This window comes from Pseudomonas sp. Irchel 3F3 (assembly GCF_900187545.1).
GTDB lineage: Bacteria > Pseudomonadota > Gammaproteobacteria > Pseudomonadales > Pseudomonadaceae > Aquipseudomonas > Aquipseudomonas fortuita.
Window position 1 is genome coordinate 455,368 of the sequence record NZ_FYDS01000004.1, and the last position, 18,222, is coordinate 473,589.

General features: G+C 61.6%; 19 protein-coding genes. 7 read left to right on the forward strand and 12 right to left on the reverse strand.

Annotated features, from left to right (window positions below; all coding sequences use genetic code 11):
• Positions 1–402: 402 nt before the first annotated feature.
• The 5 genes from CKW35_RS10800 to rplU form a co-directional block, all read right to left on the reverse strand.
• Positions 403–864: a CreA family protein gene (locus tag CKW35_RS10800; RefSeq protein WP_016484834.1), complete on the reverse strand. Its 462-nt coding sequence runs from the start codon at positions 862–864 to the stop codon at positions 403–405.
• Entirely contained in the window at positions 861–1,979 is a 1,119-nt protein-coding gene (proB, locus tag CKW35_RS10805; protein WP_016484833.1) for a glutamate 5-kinase, read from the reverse strand. The genes CKW35_RS10800 and proB overlap by 4 nt, the downstream gene beginning before the upstream one ends.
• 85 nt (positions 1,980–2,064) lie before the next feature.
• The gene (cgtA, locus tag CKW35_RS10810) at positions 2,065–3,291 is read right to left on the reverse strand and encodes an Obg family GTPase CgtA (RefSeq protein WP_016484832.1); all 1,227 of its coding nucleotides are present in this window, start codon (positions 3,289–3,291) and stop codon (positions 2,065–2,067) included.
• A gap of 188 nt (positions 3,292–3,479) precedes the next feature.
• Positions 3,480–3,737, reverse strand: a complete 258-nt coding sequence (gene rpmA, locus CKW35_RS10815; protein WP_003247464.1) for a 50S ribosomal protein L27 — start codon at positions 3,735–3,737, stop codon at positions 3,480–3,482.
• Positions 3,738–3,775: 38 nt separating this feature from the next.
• Positions 3,776–4,090, reverse strand: a complete 315-nt coding sequence (gene rplU, locus CKW35_RS10820; protein WP_003247466.1) for a 50S ribosomal protein L21 — start codon at positions 4,088–4,090, stop codon at positions 3,776–3,778.
• 244 nt (positions 4,091–4,334) lie between these two features.
• Here rplU and CKW35_RS10825 point away from each other — a divergent pair, with 244 nt between their 5' ends.
• The 3 genes from CKW35_RS10825 (at position 4,335) to CKW35_RS10835 (ending at position 6,139) form a co-directional block, all read left to right on the forward strand.
• Positions 4,335–5,303, forward strand: a complete 969-nt coding sequence (locus CKW35_RS10825; RefSeq protein WP_016484831.1) for a polyprenyl synthetase family protein — start codon at positions 4,335–4,337, stop codon at positions 5,301–5,303.
• Positions 5,304–5,467: 164 nt separating this feature from the next.
• The gene (locus CKW35_RS10830; protein ID WP_016484830.1) at positions 5,468–5,809 is read left to right on the forward strand and encodes a zinc ribbon domain-containing protein YjdM; all 342 of its coding nucleotides are present in this window, start codon (positions 5,468–5,470) and stop codon (positions 5,807–5,809) included.
• Between the two features lie 84 nt (positions 5,810–5,893).
• Complete coding sequence (locus tag CKW35_RS10835) at positions 5,894–6,139, forward strand: hypothetical protein (RefSeq protein ID WP_016484829.1); 246 nt, start codon at positions 5,894–5,896, stop codon at positions 6,137–6,139.
• Between the two features lie 136 nt (positions 6,140–6,275).
• On the opposite strand, the gene CKW35_RS10840 is transcribed toward CKW35_RS10835, so the two are convergent.
• The 5 genes from CKW35_RS10840 to CKW35_RS10860 all read right to left on the reverse strand — a co-directional run bounded on the left by CKW35_RS10840 (position 6,276) and on the right by CKW35_RS10860 (position 11,037).
• A complete protein-coding gene (locus CKW35_RS10840; protein WP_016484828.1) occupies positions 6,276–6,893 on the reverse strand; it encodes an FKBP-type peptidyl-prolyl cis-trans isomerase in 618 nt (205 codons plus the stop codon).
• An 85-nt stretch (positions 6,894–6,978) separates the two neighbouring features.
• The gene (locus CKW35_RS10845) at positions 6,979–7,284 is read right to left on the reverse strand and encodes a DUF6482 family protein (protein ID WP_016484827.1); all 306 of its coding nucleotides are present in this window, start codon (positions 7,282–7,284) and stop codon (positions 6,979–6,981) included.
• A 128-nt stretch (positions 7,285–7,412) separates the two neighbouring features.
• Positions 7,413–7,901: a TIGR00645 family protein gene (locus CKW35_RS10850; protein ID WP_003247486.1), complete on the reverse strand. Its 489-nt coding sequence runs from the start codon at positions 7,899–7,901 to the stop codon at positions 7,413–7,415.
• Positions 7,902–8,098: 197 nt separating this feature from the next.
• Entirely contained in the window at positions 8,099–8,437 is a 339-nt protein-coding gene (locus CKW35_RS10855; protein WP_016484826.1) for a hypothetical protein, read from the reverse strand.
• A 161-nt stretch (positions 8,438–8,598) separates the two neighbouring features.
• Positions 8,599–11,037, reverse strand: coding sequence for a Lon protease family protein (locus CKW35_RS10860; protein ID WP_016484825.1), 2,439 nt, complete (start codon positions 11,035–11,037; stop codon positions 8,599–8,601).
• A 250-nt stretch (positions 11,038–11,287) separates the two neighbouring features.
• On the opposite strand from CKW35_RS10860, the gene CKW35_RS10865 reads away from it, so the two are divergent.
• The 4 genes from CKW35_RS10865 to CKW35_RS10880 all read left to right on the forward strand — a co-directional run bounded on the left by CKW35_RS10865 (position 11,288) and on the right by CKW35_RS10880 (position 14,714).
• Positions 11,288–11,776 carry a DUF3015 domain-containing protein gene (locus CKW35_RS10865; RefSeq protein ID WP_016484824.1) on the forward strand — a complete coding sequence of 163 codons (489 nt, stop codon included), beginning with the start codon at positions 11,288–11,290 and terminating at the stop codon, positions 11,774–11,776.
• 70 nt (positions 11,777–11,846) lie between these two features.
• The gene (locus tag CKW35_RS10870; protein ID WP_095115881.1) at positions 11,847–13,700 is read left to right on the forward strand and encodes a DUF4105 domain-containing protein; all 1,854 of its coding nucleotides are present in this window, start codon (positions 11,847–11,849) and stop codon (positions 13,698–13,700) included.
• 91 nt (positions 13,701–13,791) lie between these two features.
• On the forward strand, positions 13,792–14,148 hold the full coding sequence (locus tag CKW35_RS10875) for a hypothetical protein (RefSeq protein WP_016484822.1): 357 nt from the start codon (positions 13,792–13,794) through the stop codon (positions 14,146–14,148).
• 68 nt (positions 14,149–14,216) lie between these two features.
• Positions 14,217–14,714, forward strand: coding sequence for a GreA/GreB family elongation factor (locus CKW35_RS10880; RefSeq protein WP_016484821.1), 498 nt, complete (start codon positions 14,217–14,219; stop codon positions 14,712–14,714).
• A 33-nt stretch (positions 14,715–14,747) separates the two neighbouring features.
• Here the strand turns inward: CKW35_RS10880 and gdhA are convergent, their stop codons facing one another.
• Positions 14,748–16,088: an NADP-specific glutamate dehydrogenase gene (gdhA, locus tag CKW35_RS10885; RefSeq protein ID WP_016484820.1), complete on the reverse strand. Its 1,341-nt coding sequence runs from the start codon at positions 16,086–16,088 to the stop codon at positions 14,748–14,750.
• Positions 16,089–16,309: 221 nt separating this feature from the next.
• The gene (gene ettA / locus CKW35_RS10890; RefSeq protein WP_016484819.1) at positions 16,310–17,977 is read right to left on the reverse strand and encodes an energy-dependent translational throttle protein EttA; all 1,668 of its coding nucleotides are present in this window, start codon (positions 17,975–17,977) and stop codon (positions 16,310–16,312) included.
• Between the last annotated feature and the right edge of the window lie 245 nt (positions 17,978–18,222).

Here is an 18,222-nt window from a genome sequence, read left to right on the forward strand (position 1 = left end):
GCTCCCACAGGTACTGCACAGAGCTTGAACCTTGTGCAGTACCTGTGGGAGCGGGCTTGCCCCGCGAATCGAGGCCGCAGGCCTCCCACAATCTACCAGGCTATCAATGCGCCCAAGGCAGGATCGGAATTGCGGTCACCGCGTTCTGCGGCCTACCTTCAATCACTTACGAGGCGGACTGGAAGTTCATCAGCCGGCGGGATGAGGTGAAGGCGGCTGTGCGTGAGGATCAGGCCGAGGAACTGGCCTGACATCGGGGTATTGGGGCCGCTTTGCGACCCATTCGCGGGGCAAGCCCGCTCCCACAGGTACTGCACAGAGCTTGAACCTTGTGCAGTACCTGTGGGAGCGGGCTTGCCCCGCGAATGGAGGCCGCAGGCCTCCCGGCAATCTACCAGGCTATCAATGCGCCCAAGGCAGGATCGGAATTGCGGTCACCGCGTTCTGCGGGCTGCCTTCGATCATGCGGTCGCTGTACACCAGGTACACCAGCGTGTTGCGCTTCTTGTCGAGAAAGCGCACCACCTGCATGGTCTTGAACACCAGCGAGGTGCGTTCCTTGAACACTTCCTCGCCATCTTTCAACTCCCCCTTGAAGTTGATCGGCCCGACCTGACGGCAGGCAATCGACGCCTCCGCACGGTCCTCCGCCAGCCCCAAGCCACCCTTCATGCCGCCAGTCTTGGCCCGGGACAGGTAGCAAGTCACGCCCTCGACCTTGGGGTCGTCAAACGCTTCGACCACGATGCGGTCGTTCGGCCCCAGGAACTTGAAGACAGTGGACACCTGGCCGACTTCTTCGGCCCCTGCCAGCATTGGCAGCACCAGTGCCGCCACGCCAATCACCCGCTTGAACATGCTCATACCAGCACCAGATTGTCGCGGTGCACCAACTCGGGCTCCGCACTATAGCCAAGGATGGACTCGATGGTATCGGACGACTGACCAATGATCTTCTGCGCCTCCAGGGCGCTGTAGTTGGCCAGCCCGCGTGCCACTTCAACACCGTCCGGGCCAACACACACCACCATCTCGCCACGGCGGAAGCTGCCCTGCACGGTCTTCACGCCAACCGGCAGCAGGCTCTTGTTGGCCTGGCGCAGTGCCTGCACGGCACCGGCATCCAGCACCAGGGTGCCACGGGTCTGCAGGTGGCCGGCCAGCCACTGTTTGCGCGCGGCCAGCATGCCACGCTCGGGCGACAGCAAGGTACCCAGGCGCTCGCCTGCCTTGAGGCGGTCCAGCACGCGCTCGATGCGGCCACCGATGATGATGGTGTGGGCACCGGAACGGGCGGCCAGGCGCGCGGCGCGCAGCTTGGTCTGCATGCCGCCACGGCCCAGGGCACCACCGGTACCACCGGCCACGGCATCCAGCGTCGGGTCGTCGGCACGGGCTTCGTAGATCAGCTGGGCTTCGGGGTTGTTGCGCGGGTCGGCGTCAAACATGCCATCGCGGTCGGTGAGGATCACCAGCAGGTCGGCCTCGACCAGGTTGGCCACCAGCGCCGCGAGGGTGTCGTTGTCGCCGAAGCGGATTTCGTCGGTGACCACGGTGTCGTTCTCGTTGATCACCGGCACCACGCCCAGGTCGACCAGGGTGCGCAAGGTGCTGCGGGCGTTCAGGTAACGCTTGCGGTCGGACAGGTCGTCATGGGTCAGCAGGATTTGCGCGGTGTGCTTGCCATGCTCGCCGAAGCTCGACTCCCAGGCCTGCACCAAACGCATCTGGCCAAGCGCGGCAGCCGCCTGCAGCTCGTTCATCGCGCTCGGTCGCGTGGTCCAGCCCAGCTGGCTCATGCCGGCAGCCACGGCCCCGGATGAGACCAGTACCAACTCCACACCTGCCTCACGCAGCGCGACCATCTGCTCGACCCAAACGGCCATGGCGCCGCGGTCGAGGCCTTTGCCATCGGCGGTCAGTAGAGCACTGCCAATCTTCACGACCCAGCGCTTGGCGCCCGTCACCTTGCTTCGCATCTTCTTCCAACCTATGTCGAATCTGTAGATACCGTGGATACAAAAACGCCGCTCCAGAGAGCGGCGTTTAGTGTACTGCAACCGGTCAGTCGCGCACGTAAATGATTTCCGGACCGTCTTCGTCGTCCTCGAAATCATCATCCCAACCGTCATCGTCGCCGATGTCGTGCACGCTCTTGACGCCAGTACGGCGCAAGGTACGCGCGTCGTCCAGGGCCTGCAGCTGGGCGCGGGCTTCGTCTTCGATGCGCTGGTCGAGGTCGGCCAGTTCTTCGGCGTAAGCCGGGTCGTTGGCCAGGCGGTCGGCGCGGTCTTCGAGGTAGCGCATCAGGTCGTGGCTGAGCTTGTCGGTACCCTGCTTGGAGATAGCCGAGATCACGTAGACCGGGCCTTCCCACTCCAGGCGGTCGATCACCTCCTGAACACGCGCATCGCGCTCGTCGTCCATGACCATGTCCGACTTGTTCAGTACCAGCCAACGCTCACGCTCGGCCAGCGACGGGCTGAAGCGGGTCAGCTCGTTGACGATCACTTCGGCAGCATCGGCCGGGCTGCTTTCGTCCAGCGGCGCAATGTCCACCAGGTGCAACAGCACACGGGTACGCGCCAGGTGCTTGAGGAAGCGGATACCCAGGCCGGCACCTTCGGACGCGCCTTCGATCAGGCCGGGGATGTCGGCAATGACAAAGCTCTTCCAGCGGTCGACGCTGACCACGCCCAGGTTTGGCACCAGGGTGGTGAACGGGTAGTCGGCCACTTTCGGCTTGGCGGCCGATACCGAGCGGATGAAGGTACTCTTGCCGGCGTTCGGCAGGCCCAGCAGACCAACGTCGGCCAGCACTTTCATTTCCATCTTCAGGTCGCGCTGGTCACCCGGCTTGCCTGGCGTGGTCTGGCGGGGTGCACGGTTGGTGCTGGACTTGAAACGGGTGTTGCCCAAGCCGTGCCAGCCGCCCTGGGCGACCATCAGCTTCTGGCCAGGGGTGACCAGGTCACCGATCACTTCCTGGGTGGAAGCATCAATCACGGTAGTACCGACCGGCACGCGCAGGAACAGGTCTTCACCCTTCTTGCCGGTGCAGTCGGTGCTGCCGCCATTGGAGCCGCGCTGGGCTTCGTGGTGACGGGTGTAGCGATAGTCGACCAGGGTGTTCAGGTTTTCGTCGGCGACCATGTACACCGAGCCGCCGTCACCGCCGTCACCGCCGTTAGGGCCACCGTTCTCGATGAATTTTTCGCGACGGAAGCTCATGCAACCGTTGCCGCCGTCACCGGCCTTGACCCGAATGGATACTTCGTCAACAAACTTCATTAAAACCGCCTCTCGTCGGTAGACGAGTTGAATGACTCAAAAACATGAGGCTCTTGCAAAAATGAGCGCGGCGGCCCCGTACGACCGTAGAAACCAACGCCGGCAACCCAGACAAACAGCTTTGCAAGAGGCTCACCACAAACGAAAAAGCCCCGTCGCATGACGGGGCTTCTGGAGCGACGTCGCGATTAAGCGGCGACAATGCTCACGTAACGGCGCATGAACTCGCCTTTCTTCTCGAACTTGATCACGCCTTCGATCTTGGCGAACAAGGTGTGGTCCTTGCCCATGCCAACGCCGTAGCCAGCGTGGAATTCGGTGCCGCGCTGACGGACGATGATGTTGCCTGGCTTGATAACCTGGCCGCCATACATCTTCACGCCAAGGCGTTTAGATTCTGAGTCGCGACCGTTACGAGTACTACCACCAGCCTTCTTGTGAGCCATGGTTCAATTCTCCAAATAAATTCAGGGGATCTAGGGGATTAAGCCTGGATGCCGGTGATTTTGATCTCGGTGAACCACTGGCGGTGGCCCATACGCTTCATGTGGTGCTTACGACGACGGAACTTGATGATGCGAACCTTGTCGTGGCGGCCTTGCGAAACGACTTCGGCCACTACTTTAGCGCCAGCAACAACTGGAGCACCGATGGTGACTTCTTCACCGTTGGCGACCAGCAGAACGCGATCGAAAGTCACGGATTCGCCAGTGGCGACTTCCAGTTTTTCGATCTTGAGGAATTCACCTTCAGCGACTTTGTACTGCTTGCCGCCGGTAACGATTACTGCGTAAGACATGGTATTTCTCCGATAATCCTGCTCACCCAGCGCTTTATATGATGAGTATTGGCTGGCATGGCTGCACAAGGCTGGAACGGCCCGGCGCAATTGCGTAAGGCAGGTGCTGCCCAGGAAGTTAGGGTGCGCGATTGTACGCAACCCTGGTTTTGCTTGCAAGTGCCGCCCCCGGCCCGCTGGCACCGCGCCTTGACACACCGGTACCCGCGACCTAGCATGCCGCGCAACCTCACTGGAGCAGCCGATGCAACCCCAAACCTTCTACCGTGCGGTGGCTGATGATTTCAGCGCCGTCGACGAGATCATCAAGAAGCAGCTGACCTCGCGCGTGCCGCTGGTATCGAAGATCGGCGACTATATCACGTCCGCCGGTGGCAAGCGCCTGCGTCCCCTCCTGGTACTGCTGTGTGGCAAGGCCCTGGGCCGAGAAGGCGACGACCTGCGTCTGCTGGCCGCCACCATCGAATTCCTGCACACCGCCACCCTGCTGCACGACGACGTGGTCGACATGTCGGGCATGCGCCGTGGCCGCTCCACCGCCAACGCCCTGTGGGGCAACGCGCCGAGCGTGCTGGTGGGCGACTTCCTTTATTCGCGCTCGTTCGAAATGATGGTCGAACTGGGCTCGATGCCGGTCATGCAGATCCTGTCCAAGGCCACCCGCGTGATCGCCGAAGGTGAAGTGCTGCAGTTGTCGCGGGTACGCGATGCCAGCACCACCGAGGAAATCTACATGGAGGTCATCCGCGGCAAGACCGCGATGCTGTTCGAAGCCTCGACCCACAGCGCCGCCGCGCTGGCCCAAGCCACCGACGAGCAGCGCGAAGCCCTGCGCACCTTCGGTGACCACCTGGGCGTGGCCTTCCAGCTGGTCGACGACCTGCTGGACTACAAGGGCGACTCGCAAACCCTGGGCAAGAACGTCGGTGACGACCTGGCCGAGGGCAAGCCTACCCTGCCGCTGATCTACACCATGCGCGAAGGCACTGCCGAGCAGGCTGCGCTGGTACGCCAGGCGATCCAGAAAGGTGGCCTTGAGGATCTGGAGCAGATTCGCGTGGCGGTCGAAGCGTCGGGCGCACTGCAGTACACCGCCGAACTGGCGCGCGACTATGTGAAGCGCGCCATTGCCTGCCTCGAAGTGCTGCCAGCCAGTGAATACCGGGATGCCCTGGTTGAGCTGAGCGAGTTTGCGGTCGCGCGCACTCACTGACAGGCCGAGTCGTCTTCATTCGCGGGCAAGCCCGCTCCTACAGGATTCGCCTGTTAAGAGCGGGCTTGCCCGCGATGCTTTTTGTCCGGACATAATCACTTCTGGGAAAATACCTTTTACAATGTGGTTTTTTAACCGCCCGTCTGTTTGTTTGAGGAACCGAAGTGAGCACTCTGCCACCCTGCCCAAAATGCAATTCCGAGTACACCTATGAGGATGGCACTCAACTGATCTGCCCTGAATGCGCTCACGAGTGGTCAGCCAGTGGCGACGCCGAAGCGGCCAGCGACGAGGCAGTGAAGAAAGACTCGGTCGGCAACATCTTGCAGGACGGCGACACCGTCACCGTGATCAAGGACCTCAAGGTCAAGGGTTCATCTTTGGTGGTGAAGGTTGGCACAAAGGTCAAGAACATCCGCCTGTGCGACGGCGACCACGATATCGACTGCAAGATCGACGGCATCGGCGCCATGAAGCTGAAGTCCGAGTTCGTTCGCAAAGTCTGATTACACAAAAAAAGGCCAATAGGCGCTTGCTATTCTGATAATAAGAATTATTCTCATTGGAACTGGTATCCAAGGAGAATAGCCATGACTTATCTGATTGACGCCTGGCTTGACCGCCCTCACCCCTACCTGCGCATTCTTCACCGCGAAACCGGCGAAGTGTGCGCGGTGCTTGAAGAAGAAGCACTCGACGAACTGCGTGACCAGGGCGACCTGGACATGAGCGGGCTGAATTCGAGTGAACCTGGGGTGCTCAAGGAGCTGGTGCGCAACCTGTTTCTGTTCTGCTATGCGCGGGCATTGCGCCCGATGGGAACAGACTGGAACTGACAGATCTGGCGAGGGCTTCGCCCTCGTTCGCGGCACAAGGCCGCTCCTACAGGGGTACGCATTTTCCCATGGACATGCATACCCCTGTAGGAGCGGCCTTGTGCCGCGAATGGGCCGCAACGCGGCCCCAGCGGTGTTACAGAACGTCGAGCAGCTCGACGTCGAACACCAGCACGCTGTGCGGCGGGATGCTGCCAACGCCTTGGGCGCCGTAGGCCAGCTCGCTTGGCACGTACAGGCGCCATTTGCTGCCAGCGTTCATCAGCTGCAGGGCTTCGGTCCAGCCAGCAATCACGCCACCCACCGGGAATTCAGCCGGCTGGCCACGCTCGTAGGAGCTGTCGAACACGGTACCGTCGATCAGGGTGCCGTGGTAGTGCGTACGCACGTTGTCTTCGCGGGTCGGCTTGGCGCCTTCGCCTGCGGTCAGGACTTCAAACTGCAGGCCAGAGGCCAGCGTGGTGATGCCATCACGCTTGGCGTTTTCAGCCAGGAATTCCTTGCCAGCGCCAGCTGCGGCTTCAGCCTTGGCAGCCGCTTCGGCTTGCATGATGTCGCGGATCACTTTGAAGCTGGCCGACAGGTCGGCTTCGCTGACACGGCTGTCGGCGCCATTGAAGGCGTCGGTCAGGCCGGCCAAGATGGCTTCCAGGCTTACACCTGGTGGCGGGTTGTCGCGCAGCTGGCCGCCCAGCTGACGGCCGATACCGTAGCTGACGCGCGTTTCGTCGGTAGACAGATTGAGTTCGGACATTGTCGTGCTCCACTGCAGGGCGCAGTGCAGCCGCGCCCTTGATGAAAAGGGCGAGCAGCCTAGCACACTGGGCAGCTGCGAGCAGCTACCACGCCGAACGCTGGGAAATCGGCACCTTGAGGTCTTCTTCCGGGTGTGAACCCATGCCGCACATTTCGTCCTGCACCGACCAGTGCACCAGGTTCATCGAGACCAGGGGAATGGTTTGCAGCAGCTTGCGGGCATCTTCCACCGAGTGCACGCGCAAGCGCTCGCCACGGGTGTCAGACAGGGGATGGGCGTGCCCTTTGAGCCGGGCTTCAATGAGATAATCGCCGCCTTCGATGGCGATCAGGTTCACTTCGTCGACATGGCCAGCCCTGGCCTCGAGATTAAGCTGATGCAGGTTCATGTAAGCACCTCGCGATGAGAACCAGGCATGAGCGCTCATTTTTTGTACAGGCGGGCTGAAAGCACAAGCCAGAAACGACACCGCCCGTCCGTTTTGCAACAGACGGGCGGTGCATGCAGCAACCGGACTCAGTGCTTGGTCAGCTTGTCCAGGTAGCCCATGCAGAATGCCGAAACCACAAAGGTCATGTGGATGATCACGTACCACATCAGGTAGTCGGTGGAAATGTTCTGCGCATCCATGAACACCCGCAGCAGGTGAATGGAAGAAATCGCCACGATCGACGCAGCAACCTTCATCTTCAGTGACGAAGAATCCATCTTGCCCAGCCAGTTGAGCTTTTCCTTGCTCTCGTCGATGTCCAGTTGGGAGACGAAGTTTTCGTAGCCGGAAATCATCACCATCACCAGCAGGCCACCCACCAGCGACATATCGATCAGCGACAGGATCACCAGGATCAGGTCAGCTTCGCTCAGGGCGAATACGTTGGGCAGGACGTGGACCACTTCCTGGAAGAATTTCAGCGCCAGGGCCAGCAGGCCCAGTGACAGGCCGAAGTAGATCGGTGCGAGCAGCCAACGCGAGGCATACATCGCGTTTTCGAGAATACGTTCCATGGAGGGTTTTGGACTCGTCAGGTGACTAAAAAAACGACAGCGAGTATAGCCAGCCACCTGTTACAGCAAAAGCCCGGTGAATGCGGGCTGCTTTGCCGCCCATTCGCAGCACAAGGCTGCTCCTACAAGCGACCGCGATCTCCTGTAGGAGCAGCCTTGTGCTGCGAATGGGGCGCAAAGCGGCCCCCCGGCATCAATCAGGTCTCAGGATGAAACTGATAATCCCCCAGATTTCGGCACCGCTCGCCATTGATCCGCCGCAACTGGGCCTGCAGGTGCAAACACCAGATCTGCGGGTCTTCGGATACCTGGTAGCCATGCAAGGTCAGGCTGTCGACAATGGCGTTGAGCACCGATTCGGCCACCAACGGCCCATGAAACGGCCCTTGAGCCTTGATCGCGGAAGGTTGCTCACCGGCCATGCCGGCGGCGAACAGTAACGTCCACATGCCGTTGTCACCGGCCAGTGGGCGGATGCTGCATTCGATGCGGGTCACCAGGCCCAGGCACTGGCGTGTGAGGCTGAGGTTGCGCATGGCCGCGTCCCCTCCAATAAGCCTTGTTCAGCCTGACCACCAGGCTGTTTCCATCCTGAACGCTGATACTGTCCTTAAGTTCCAGCATAGAATAACCGTATCGAAAGATGGAAAACCGGCGCTGAACGGTAGCACATCGCCGCCAGCGCCGATTTATTGACTCAGGCCGGCTTGGCCTGTGCAATTACCTCTTCGAGGCGTTCCTTTTCTGCCTTCTCGATGTCTTCCTCGCTGATCATTTCGGCAATTTCCCGCAGGCGTTCCACCACGCGGGCATTGACGCTGCCCTCGGCAAACTGGCCTTGCTCATCGAGCACCCCGGCCTCCTCGCCCACCAGCAGGCTCAGCGCCTCATCAGCCTGGCTGACTGCGTAGACGTGGAACATGCCATTCTCCACGGCCTGCAGCACGCGCTCGTCAAGCATCAGCGTGGCCACGTTGGCACGCGGAATGATCACCCCCTGCTCGCCGGTCAGGCCACGCGCCTCGCACAGGCGGAAGAAACCTTCGATCTTCTCGTTGACCCCACCCACCGCCTGCACTTCACCAAACTGGTTGATAGAACCGGTGATGGCGAAGCACTGCTTGAGCGGCGTGCGCGACAAGGCTGAAATCAGCGTGCAGGCTTCGCCCAGCGAGGCACTGTCACCGTCTACATAACCGTAGGACTGCTCCAGGGCAATGCTCGCGGAAATCGCCAGCGGGAACTCCTGGGCATACCGGCTGCCCAGGTAACCGGTGAGGATCATCACACCCTTGGAGTGGATCGGCTGGCCAAGGTTGACCTCACGTTCGATGTCGACGATGCCGCTGCCGCCCGGGTACACAGTGGCAGAAATACGCGCCGGCATACCGAACGCCGAGTCGCCCACTTCCAGCACGGTCAGGCCGTTGCACTTGCCAATGGCCGCACCCTCGGTGTCGATCAGGATGATGCCGGCCAGCATGTCGTCCAGCACCCGTTGCGAAACGCGCCCGGTGCGGGTGGCCTTGGCTTTGAGCGCACGTTCGATGTGCCCGGCGTCGGTCATTTCGTCACTGGCCAGCTGACGGATAAAGTCGGCTTCGCTGACCAGCTGGAACAGGTCGCCGATGCGCGCCGACAGGCGTGACTGGTTCTCTGCCAGGCGGGCGCTGTAGGTGGCCAGGCGTGCGACCGCGTCACTGGTCAGCGGCGCCATGCCCTCCTCGTTGGTGCGGGTGCGCAACAGCTGGGCGAACTGCTCCAGGTTTTCGTCGACCATGGGCATGTCTTCGTCGAAGTCCACCAGCACGCGGAACATCTCCTGGAAGTCCGGGTCGTGGTCCTGCAGTGCGTAGTACAGCTGGCGGGAGCCGATAATCACCAGCTTCACGTTGAGCGGAATCATCTGCGGCTGAAGGCTGACGGTGGCAACACGGCCCAGCTCGCCGATCGGGGATTCCATCTTCAGCTTGCGCGACTGCAGGGCACGCTTGAGCGCATCCCACACGAACGGCTCGCCCAGCATCTTCTCCGCTTCAAGAATCAGGAAGCCGCCGTTGGCCCGGTGCAACGCGCCTGGGCGCAGCTGCCGGTACGAAGTGTACAGCGCGCCCTGGTCGGTGCTGTATTCGATACGGCCGAACAGGTTGTCGTAAGTCGGGTGCGGCTCGAACACGACCGGCGCGCCGCCGGCGGCATGGTGGCCGACCACCAGGCTTGGGGCGTACTGCTCTTCAAGCAGCTTGCGTGCGGCGGCGTCGGTCTTGCTGTCGTCGACCAGTTGCTCGACCACGGTGCGCAGCAGGTTCAGCTGCACCGACTGCAGGTAGGCGCACACCGCTGCGTTCTCGGCGTACTTTTCTGACAGCGGCGCCAGCAAAGGCTGCAACGCGAGGGTGATGGTTTCTTCGTTGAGCTGGCGCAGCTGGTTGTTCGACTCACGCTTCCATTGCGGCAGGCTGGCCAGCTCTTCGTTCAGCTGTTCCTCCAGCAAGGCAATGTCTTCGTGAAACTGCTCGCGCACCGCTTCGGGCAACTGGGCGAACTCGGCTTCGTCCAGCGCCTTGCCATCGGCCATCGGCGTAAAGGCGACGTTGCTGGCATCGCGGTACAACGCAACGTCCTTTTCCAGCGAGGCCCGCTCGATCACATCCAGGGCGCGGTCATAGCGCTGGTTGAAGGCACGGTCGATGGCACCTTTTTTCTGCTGATACGACGGGTGCTCGAACACGGCCGGGAAGGTCGACAGCAGGTTGTCGATCAAACCGCCCATATCGCTGATGAACTCGGCGGCGCTTCCAGACGGCAACTCCAGCGCGCGTGGTTCCCGAGTGTCGTCGAAGTGGTTGACGTAAACCCAGTCGGCCGGGGTCTGCTGGCGCTTGCCCTCAGCCTTGAGGTAGCGCTTGACGAACGAGAAGCGCCCGGTGCCGGGCTCGCCCATCACATACACGTTGTAACCGGGGCGCGGCATGGCCACGCCGAACTGCAGGGCCTCGACAGCACGTTCCTGGCCCAGGACTCCGCGAAACGGCTCCAGATCGTCGGTGTGGGTAAAAGCAAACTGCTCGGGGGAGAAACGCCGGGTCAGGGCTTCAGGCGCGAGACGCAGGCGCGCAGCGACAGGATCGGGCATTGGGTTTCCTTACTTCGGCGGGCAGATGAGCAGCATTCTGGCGCTGCCCGCGCGCGCCTTGCAAGGCTCCACAGGACTTTATGTCGCAGCCGGTGCAGGTCATGTAGCAGCAAATTTTTCGCAATCAACAACGCAACCTTTAGATCGTGCCTAAACTCCAAGCTGCGCGGGTGGGTGAAAAGCTTTCCCGACCTGGCAACCGAGTTGCCAGAAACCCTGACCCTTGGTTAAGACAAAGAGAACAAATGCTATGAAACGGATTCTTCTGGGTACTCTGTTCACCGTGGTCTCGCTGAACGCCATGGCAGAAGCGCCAGGCGGCCCGAACTGCGGCTGGGGCAACATGCTGTTCGAAGGCCAGCGTGGCACGCCGGCACACTTCCTTGCTTCTACTACCAACGGCACCTCCGGTAACGCCACCTTCGGCATGACCTCCGGTACCAACGGCTGCTCTACCAAGGCTTCGCTGACCTACGGCGGCAAGTCCTGGTTTGCCATGAACGGCATGATGAACGAGCTGTCCGAAGACATGGCCATGGGCCAGGGCGAAGCGCTGACCACCTATGCCGTAGTGCTCGGCGTGGCCCCGGAAGACCGCGTCTACTTCAACTCGGTTACCCACCAGCACTTCAACCAGATCTTCAGCAGCGCCGATGTCACTGCCGAAACTGTCCACAGCAACACCCTGGCGGTTCTGAAGAGCGACCCACGCCTGGCCAAATACGCTACCGAGGCCTAAGCACTGCTGTTCCCGCCCCCACGGGGGCGGGTTTCGCCTTTTCGGCATCGTGAAGAAGTAGTTGCCCGATATGCTCAAACGCCTCGCTTCCCTGGCGCTGTGTGCCTGCGCCCCTGTTCATGCCGCGCCCGTGCTGGATCAAGGCCGTCTCCAGCAACTGGCCAATACCCCTTACTGGCTCGCCATTGGTCACTACGAAACCGCCAAGCTCGGCGGCTGGCGTAGCTATGTGGACGACGATGCGTTCTTCCTCGCCGCAGACGGTGCGCACCACCCGGATCAAGAACTCAAGGCTACGGTCGATGCGCTGTATGCCCCGGCCAGCCTAGGCGACAAGCACGCGCAGTGCGTGTTCCCCGCGCGCACCCGCTGGCTGCGCGAACAGCTCGACCTGCCAGGGTTGCCGCAGCCGGACTGCCAGGAATTCAAGACCTGGTACCAGTCGATCGACCCGCACAGCGCCGCGCTGATCTTCCCGGCGGCCTACCTGAACAGCCCGTCGTCGATGTTCGGCCACACCCTGCTGCGCATCGACCAGTCCAGCACCCGCAACGACGACACCACGCTGCTGAGCTACGCAATCAACTTCGGCGCCTACATCGAAGGCAGCGACAACAGCATCCTGTACGCCTGGAAGGGCCTGATGGGCGGCTACCCGGGGCTGTTCGCCCTGATGCCCTACCAGGAAAAACTGTCCGAATACCGCAGCCTCGAAAACCGCGACCTGTGGGAATACCAGCTGGACCTCACCCCCGAAGAAACCGGGCGCATGGTCGAGCATGTGTGGGAGTTGAAGCAGATCCAGTTCGACTATTTCTTCTTCGACGAAAACTGCTCGTATCGGTTACTGGAGCTGCTGCAAGTGGCTCGGCCGAGCCTGGACCTGACCTCGCAGTTCCCGCTGACCGCCATCCCCACCGATACGGTGAAGGCCTTGAAGCAGTCCGGCCTGGTCGCCAGCGAGGTTTACCGCCCCTCTCGCGAACGTGAGTTGCTCGCCCGGGCGGAGCCGCTTGATCACAATGAAAAGCATCAGGTGCTGGCCGTGAGTGCCAATACCGCACAGTTGCAGAGCCCCGAATTCAAGGCCCTGCCCCGTGAACGCCAGGCGTTGGTGCAGGACGCCGCATATCGCCTGGAGCGCTACCGGGCCAACGGCCAGGAGCGCGACCCCGGCCAAGCGAAGCGCAGCTTCGAACTGCTGCGCGCGATCAACAGCAACCCGCCGCCGCCCTTGCAGATCGAGCGCCCCGGCCTGCCCGAGGATGGCCATGACTCTCGCACCTGGCAGCTGGGCGTAGGCACCCGTGAAGACCGCGCTTACGCCGAGTACGGCCTGCGCATGGCCTACCACGACCTGAACGACAATGCCTATGGCTTCCCGCTGGGTGCGCAAATCGAGATCCTGCAGCTGAAGGTACGCCAGTACGAGGGTAATGACTGGCAGGTGCAGCGCCTGGACCTGGCCACCATTCGCTCGCTGACGCCCCGCAACGAACTGCTCAAACCCTGGTCGTGGCAAGTGGCCGGCGGCCTGGAGCGGGTGCCAGGCAAACATGATGACGAGGTGTTGGTCAGCCACGTGAACGGCGGCGCCGGCGGCACCTGGCAATTGGCCGACGGGTTGCTGGGTTTTGCTCTGGGTACGGTGCGGGTCGAGCATCACAACGACTTCGCCCAGTTCATCGCCCCGGCGGCAGGGTTCAATGGCGGCCTGCTGTGGCGCAACGGCTTGGGCAACATGACGCTGGAGGCCAAGGGTGATTACTTCACCAATGGCGAGGTGCGGCGCAAAGTGAGCCTGAACCAGCAGTGGGAAATCAGCCAGAACCTGGGGTTGAGGTTGAGTGCTTCGAGAGAGTTCAGCCACCTCGCTACTGCGCAGAACGAAGTCATGCTCGAATTGAAGTGGTACCACTACTGAGTGATCCAATCGACTCTTTGACACTGTTTTGACAGCTCCTCGACAAATGGCCACCTAGACTTTCCACCATCAACTGGAGGGTTTTGTGGTCATGTCGCGGTACTGGTTCGGCGTGTGCATTGCGTTGTTGCTGTCAGGTTGCGAAACCACCCACGAGCAGATGCTCACCCATGGTTATCCCCCTGCCTATGCCGATGGCTTTCAGGACGGTTGCAGCAGCGGCCGCCAGGCGGCCGGGCTGATGGTGGGCGGCTTCAGCAAAAACGTGCCGCGCTACCTGCACGAGCGCCAGTACGAAACCGGTTGGGACGACGGTTTCCGCCAGTGCCATGCCATGCAGAACAGTGAAGAACAGCGCGCGTACCACGAACGCTTCTGGGACCAGCGCGACCGCGAGTGGGAGCAGGAAAAGGACCGAGGCGCTGCCAAGGCTTATCGCCACAACTGAGTCGCAAACGGACATCCCTTGAAACCGACGGCCTGCCATGATGGTCTCCTGCACACAGGAGGCCCCGCATGAGCCGAGCATTCGTCAACGAAGACCAAGCTGCCGCCCAGGCCGACCAGCCGGTGGAGCGACGCGTCAGCGAACAACCCAACTACGTCACCGCCAACGGCCTGCACCTGCTGCAAACGCGCGTGGCCGGGCTGAATGCCTTGCGCAGCGAACTGCAGGCGCAGGGCGAGCGTGGCGACAAGCAGCGGCTGGCCGATACCGAGCGGGACCTGCGTTACTTCAGTGCACGGGTGCAGAGTGCCCAGGTGGTGCCGGCAGCCACTTCACGCAGCAAGGTGCAGATTGGTAGCCGCGTACGGTTTGTCGATGCGCAGGACCAGGAGCAGGTGGTGCAGCTGGTAGGCGAGGATGAAGCGGATGCTGGGCGGGGGCTGATCAACTGGGGTTCGCCGCTGGGACGGGCGTTGCTGGGCGCGCGGCCTGGGGATGAGGTGGTTTGGCGGCGGCCGGCGGGGGATCAGGTGATTGAAGTGGTCGAGATCGAAGGTGAGCCCTGAAGGGGCCGCTATGCGGCCCCAAAAAACTTCAGGTCAGACTACGCCTTGGGCCAGCATCGCATCAGCCACTTTCACAAAGCCTGCGATATTCGCACCTTTGACGTAGTTGATACGGCCATCCGCCTCTTCACCGTAGTGCACGCAAGCATGGTGAATCGACTGCATGATGTTGTGCAGCTTGCTGTCCACTTCACCGGCAGTCCACAGCAGGCGCATGGCGTTCTGCGACATCTCCAGGCCCGACACGGCCACGCCGCCGGCGTTGGAGGCTTTGCCCGGGGCATAGAGGATGCCGGCGTCCAGGAAGATATCCACAGCTTCGAGGGTGGTCGGCATGTTGGCACCTTCGGCCACACAGATGCAGCCATTGCGCAGCAGGGTGCGGGCGTCTTCGGCGCCCAGCTCGTTCTGCGTGGCGCACGGCAACGCGATGTCGCACTGCAGGCTCCACGGGGTCTGGCCCTTGCGGAACTCAAGGCCGAACTGCCCGGCCAGCTCGCTGATGCGGCCACGCTTGACGTTCTTCAGTTCCATCAACGCGTCCCACTGGGCATCGGTCAGGCCGGCTTCGGCGTACAGCGTGCCTTCGGAGTCGGACAGCGAGATCACCTTGCCGCCCAGGTCCATCACTTTGCGCGCCGCATACTGGGCCACGTTGCCCGAACCGGAAACTGCCACGCGGCGGCCGTCGATACGCTTGCCTTGGCGCTTGAGCATTTCTTCGGCGAAATACACGCAGCCGTAGCCGGTGGCTTCCGGGCGGATGAGGCTGCCGCCGTACGTCATGCCTTTACCGGTCAACACCGAGGTGAACTGGTTGGCCAAGCGTTTGTACTGGCCAAACATGAAGCCGATTTCGCGGGCACCCACGCCAATGTCACCGGCCGGCACGTCGCAGTCAGCGCCAATGTGGCGGTACAGCTCGCTCATGAACGCCTGGCAGAAGCGCATCACTTCGGCGTCGCTCTTGCCTTTAGGGTCGAAGTCCGAGCCACCCTTGCCGCCGCCCATGGGCAGCGAGGTGAGGGAGTTCTTGAACACTTGCTCGAAGGCCAGGAACTTCAGCACGCTGAGATTCACCGACGGGTGGAAGCGCAGGCCGCCCTTGTAAGGACCGATGGCGCTGCTCATCTGGATGCGGTAGCCGCGGTTGACCTGCACCTTGCCCTGGTCATCGACCCAGGAAACGCGGAACAGCACCGCGCGCTCAGGCTCTACCATACGCTCGAGAATGCCCGATTGCAGGTAGTGAGGGTTGGCTTCAAGGAATGGCCACAGGGTGCGCAGCACCTCTTCCACCGCCTGGTGGAATTCCGGTTGGCCAGGGTCACGCTGCTGCAGGCGTGCAAGGAAATTGTCGACAGATTCGATCATGGTAGACATCTCACCAAGAGGATTAGACTTATTGGTTTTTTTTCGAATGTACCAAGAAGCAATCGCACTGGAATAGGGCGAAATGTCGTTTTTTTGAAATTATTTGGTGCGTTTTATATAAGTGTATACAAAGAACGCGCCCCATAAGCTGTTTACCCGCGTATGGCAGGCACAAAAATGGGGCCCCGAAGGGCCCCATTCTTGTGCATCAGAACGCCGGCTTACTGGGCCAGTTTCTTGTGCCGTACACGGTGCGGCTGGGCAGCAGCATCACCCAGGCGCTTCTTGCGGTCGGCTTCGTACTCGGTGTAGTTGCCTTCGAAGAACACCACGTTCGAGTCGTCTTCGTACGCCAGGATGTGAGTAGCCACACGGTCCAGGAACCAACGGTCGTGGGAAATCACGATCGCGGCGCCCGGGAAGTCCAGCAGGGCTTCTTCCAGCGAACGCAGGGTTTCGACGTCGAGGTCGTTGGACGGTTCGTCGAGCAACAGGACGTTACCGCCCTCCTTCAGGGTCAGGGCCAGGTGCAGGCGACCGCGCTCACCACCGGACAGGTCCTTGACGAACTTCTGCTGGTCGCCACCCTTGAAGTTGAAGCGGCCAACGTAGGTACGCGACGGGATCTCGTAGTTGCCGATGCGGATCTGGTCGGAACCGTCGGAAATCTGCTGGAACACGGTCTTGGCGCCGTCCAGGTCTTCGCGGCTCTGGTCCACGCAGGCCAGTTGCACGGTTTCACCGATCTCGATGCTGCCCGAGTCCGGCTGCTCCTTGCCCATCAGCATGCGGAACAGGGTCGACTTACCAGCACCGTTACCGCCGATCACGCCGACGATGGCGCCTTTTGGCATGGAGAACGACAGGTTGTCGATCAGCACGCGGTCGCCGTAGCCTTTGGATACGTTCTTGAACTCGATGACCTTGTCGCCCAGGCGCGGGCCAGCCGGGATGTAGATCTCGTTGGTTTCGCTGCGTTTCTGGAATTCCTGCGACTGCATTTCTTCAAAGCGCTGCAGACGGGCCTTGGATTTGGACTGGCGAGCCTTGGCGCCTTTGCGCACCCACTCCAGTTCCTCTTTCATGGCCTTCTCGTGGGCGCTCTGCTGCTTGGATTCCTGCGCCAAGCGGTCCGACTTGGCTTCCAGCCAGCCCGAGTAGTTGCCTTCGTACGGAATGCCGGCGCCGCGGTCCAGTTCCAGGATCCAGCCAGCAACGTTGTCGAGGAAGTAACGGTCGTGGGTAATGGCTACCACGGTGCCCGGGAAGTCGTGCAGGAAGCGCTCAAGCCACGCCACCGAATCGGCATCCAGGTGGTTGGTCGGTTCGTCGAGCAGCAGCATGTCGGGGGCCGACAGCAGCAGGCGGCACAGGGCCACACGGCGCTTTTCACCACCGGACAGGTGTTCGATTTTTGCGTCCCAGGCCGGCAGGCGCAGGGCGTCGGCGGCCACGTCCAGCTGGCGCTCCAGGTTGTGGCCGTCAGCGGCCTGCAGGATGGCTTCCAGCTTGGCCTGCTCGGCGGCCAGCTTGTCGAAGTCGGCATCCGGGTCGGCGTAAGCGGCGTAGACCTCGTCCAGGCGGGCCTGGGCGTCCTTGATCACGCTGACCGCTTCCTCGACCACTTCGCGCACGGTCTTGGTCGGGTCCAGTTGTGGCTCCTGCGGCAGGTAGCCAACGTTGATGTCGGGCATCGGACGGGCTTCGCCGTCGAATTCCTTGTCGACGCCCGCCATGATCCGCAGCAGGGTCGATTTACCGGCGCCGTTCAAGCCGAGCACGCCAATCTTGGCGCCTGGGAAGAACGACAGGGAAATGTTCTTGAGAATTTCCCGCTTCGGCGGCACGACCTTGCTCAGCCGATGCATGGTGTAGACGTATTGAGCCAAAACCAAGCCCTCTAATTCAGATAGGTAAAGACATCGACGATCGCCCAGGCAGCATGGCCAGGGGGATGCGTGTTCGGGTGTCATTGGACAAAGACGACCATTCTACGCCAACGCGCGGCGTTGCATAGGAGGGGCCGTGGGTGGGGTGGGATCGGTGTTGTCCCTGGGGGGCATTTGTTGGCTTTGCCGGCCTCTTCGCGGCTAAAGCCGCTCCCACAGGTACTGCATTGCCCTTGAAGGCAGTG

Bases quoted from the DNA above. Each gene is read 5' to 3' on its own strand.
- CKW35_RS10845 (WP_016484827.1), bottom strand. From the start codon at position 7,284: ATGAACCTGCATCAGCTTAATCTCGAGGCCAGGGCTGGCCATGTCGAC.
- rpmA (WP_003247464.1), bottom strand. From the start codon at position 3,737: ATGGCTCACAAGAAGGCTGGTGGTAGTACTCGTAACGGTCGCGACTCA.
- proB (WP_016484833.1), bottom strand. From the start codon at position 1,979: ATGCGAAGCAAGGTGACGGGCGCCAAGCGCTGGGTCGTGAAGATTGGC.
- CKW35_RS10835 (WP_016484829.1), top strand. From the start codon at position 5,894: ATGACTTATCTGATTGACGCCTGGCTTGACCGCCCTCACCCCTACCTG.
- CKW35_RS10800 (WP_016484834.1), bottom strand. From the start codon at position 864: ATGAGCATGTTCAAGCGGGTGATTGGCGTGGCGGCACTGGTGCTGCCA.
- CKW35_RS10865 (WP_016484824.1), top strand. From the start codon at position 11,288: ATGAAACGGATTCTTCTGGGTACTCTGTTCACCGTGGTCTCGCTGAAC.
- rplU (WP_003247466.1), bottom strand. From the start codon at position 4,090: ATGTCTTACGCAGTAATCGTTACCGGCGGCAAGCAGTACAAAGTCGCT.
- CKW35_RS10880 (WP_016484821.1), top strand. From the start codon at position 14,217: ATGAGCCGAGCATTCGTCAACGAAGACCAAGCTGCCGCCCAGGCCGAC.
- CKW35_RS10840 (WP_016484828.1), bottom strand. From the start codon at position 6,893: ATGTCCGAACTCAATCTGTCTACCGACGAAACGCGCGTCAGCTACGGT.
- CKW35_RS10870 (WP_095115881.1), top strand. From the start codon at position 11,847: ATGCTCAAACGCCTCGCTTCCCTGGCGCTGTGTGCCTGCGCCCCTGTT.
- cgtA (WP_016484832.1), bottom strand. From the start codon at position 3,291: ATGAAGTTTGTTGACGAAGTATCCATTCGGGTCAAGGCCGGTGACGGC.
- CKW35_RS10850 (WP_003247486.1), bottom strand. From the start codon at position 7,901: ATGGAACGTATTCTCGAAAACGCGATGTATGCCTCGCGTTGGCTGCTC.
- CKW35_RS10875 (WP_016484822.1), top strand. From the start codon at position 13,792: ATGTCGCGGTACTGGTTCGGCGTGTGCATTGCGTTGTTGCTGTCAGGT.
- gdhA (WP_016484820.1), bottom strand. From the start codon at position 16,088: ATGATCGAATCTGTCGACAATTTCCTTGCACGCCTGCAGCAGCGTGAC.
- CKW35_RS10860 (WP_016484825.1), bottom strand. From the start codon at position 11,037: ATGCCCGATCCTGTCGCTGCGCGCCTGCGTCTCGCGCCTGAAGCCCTG.
- CKW35_RS10825 (WP_016484831.1), top strand. From the start codon at position 4,335: ATGCAACCCCAAACCTTCTACCGTGCGGTGGCTGATGATTTCAGCGCC.
- CKW35_RS10855 (WP_016484826.1), bottom strand. From the start codon at position 8,437: ATGCGCAACCTCAGCCTCACACGCCAGTGCCTGGGCCTGGTGACCCGC.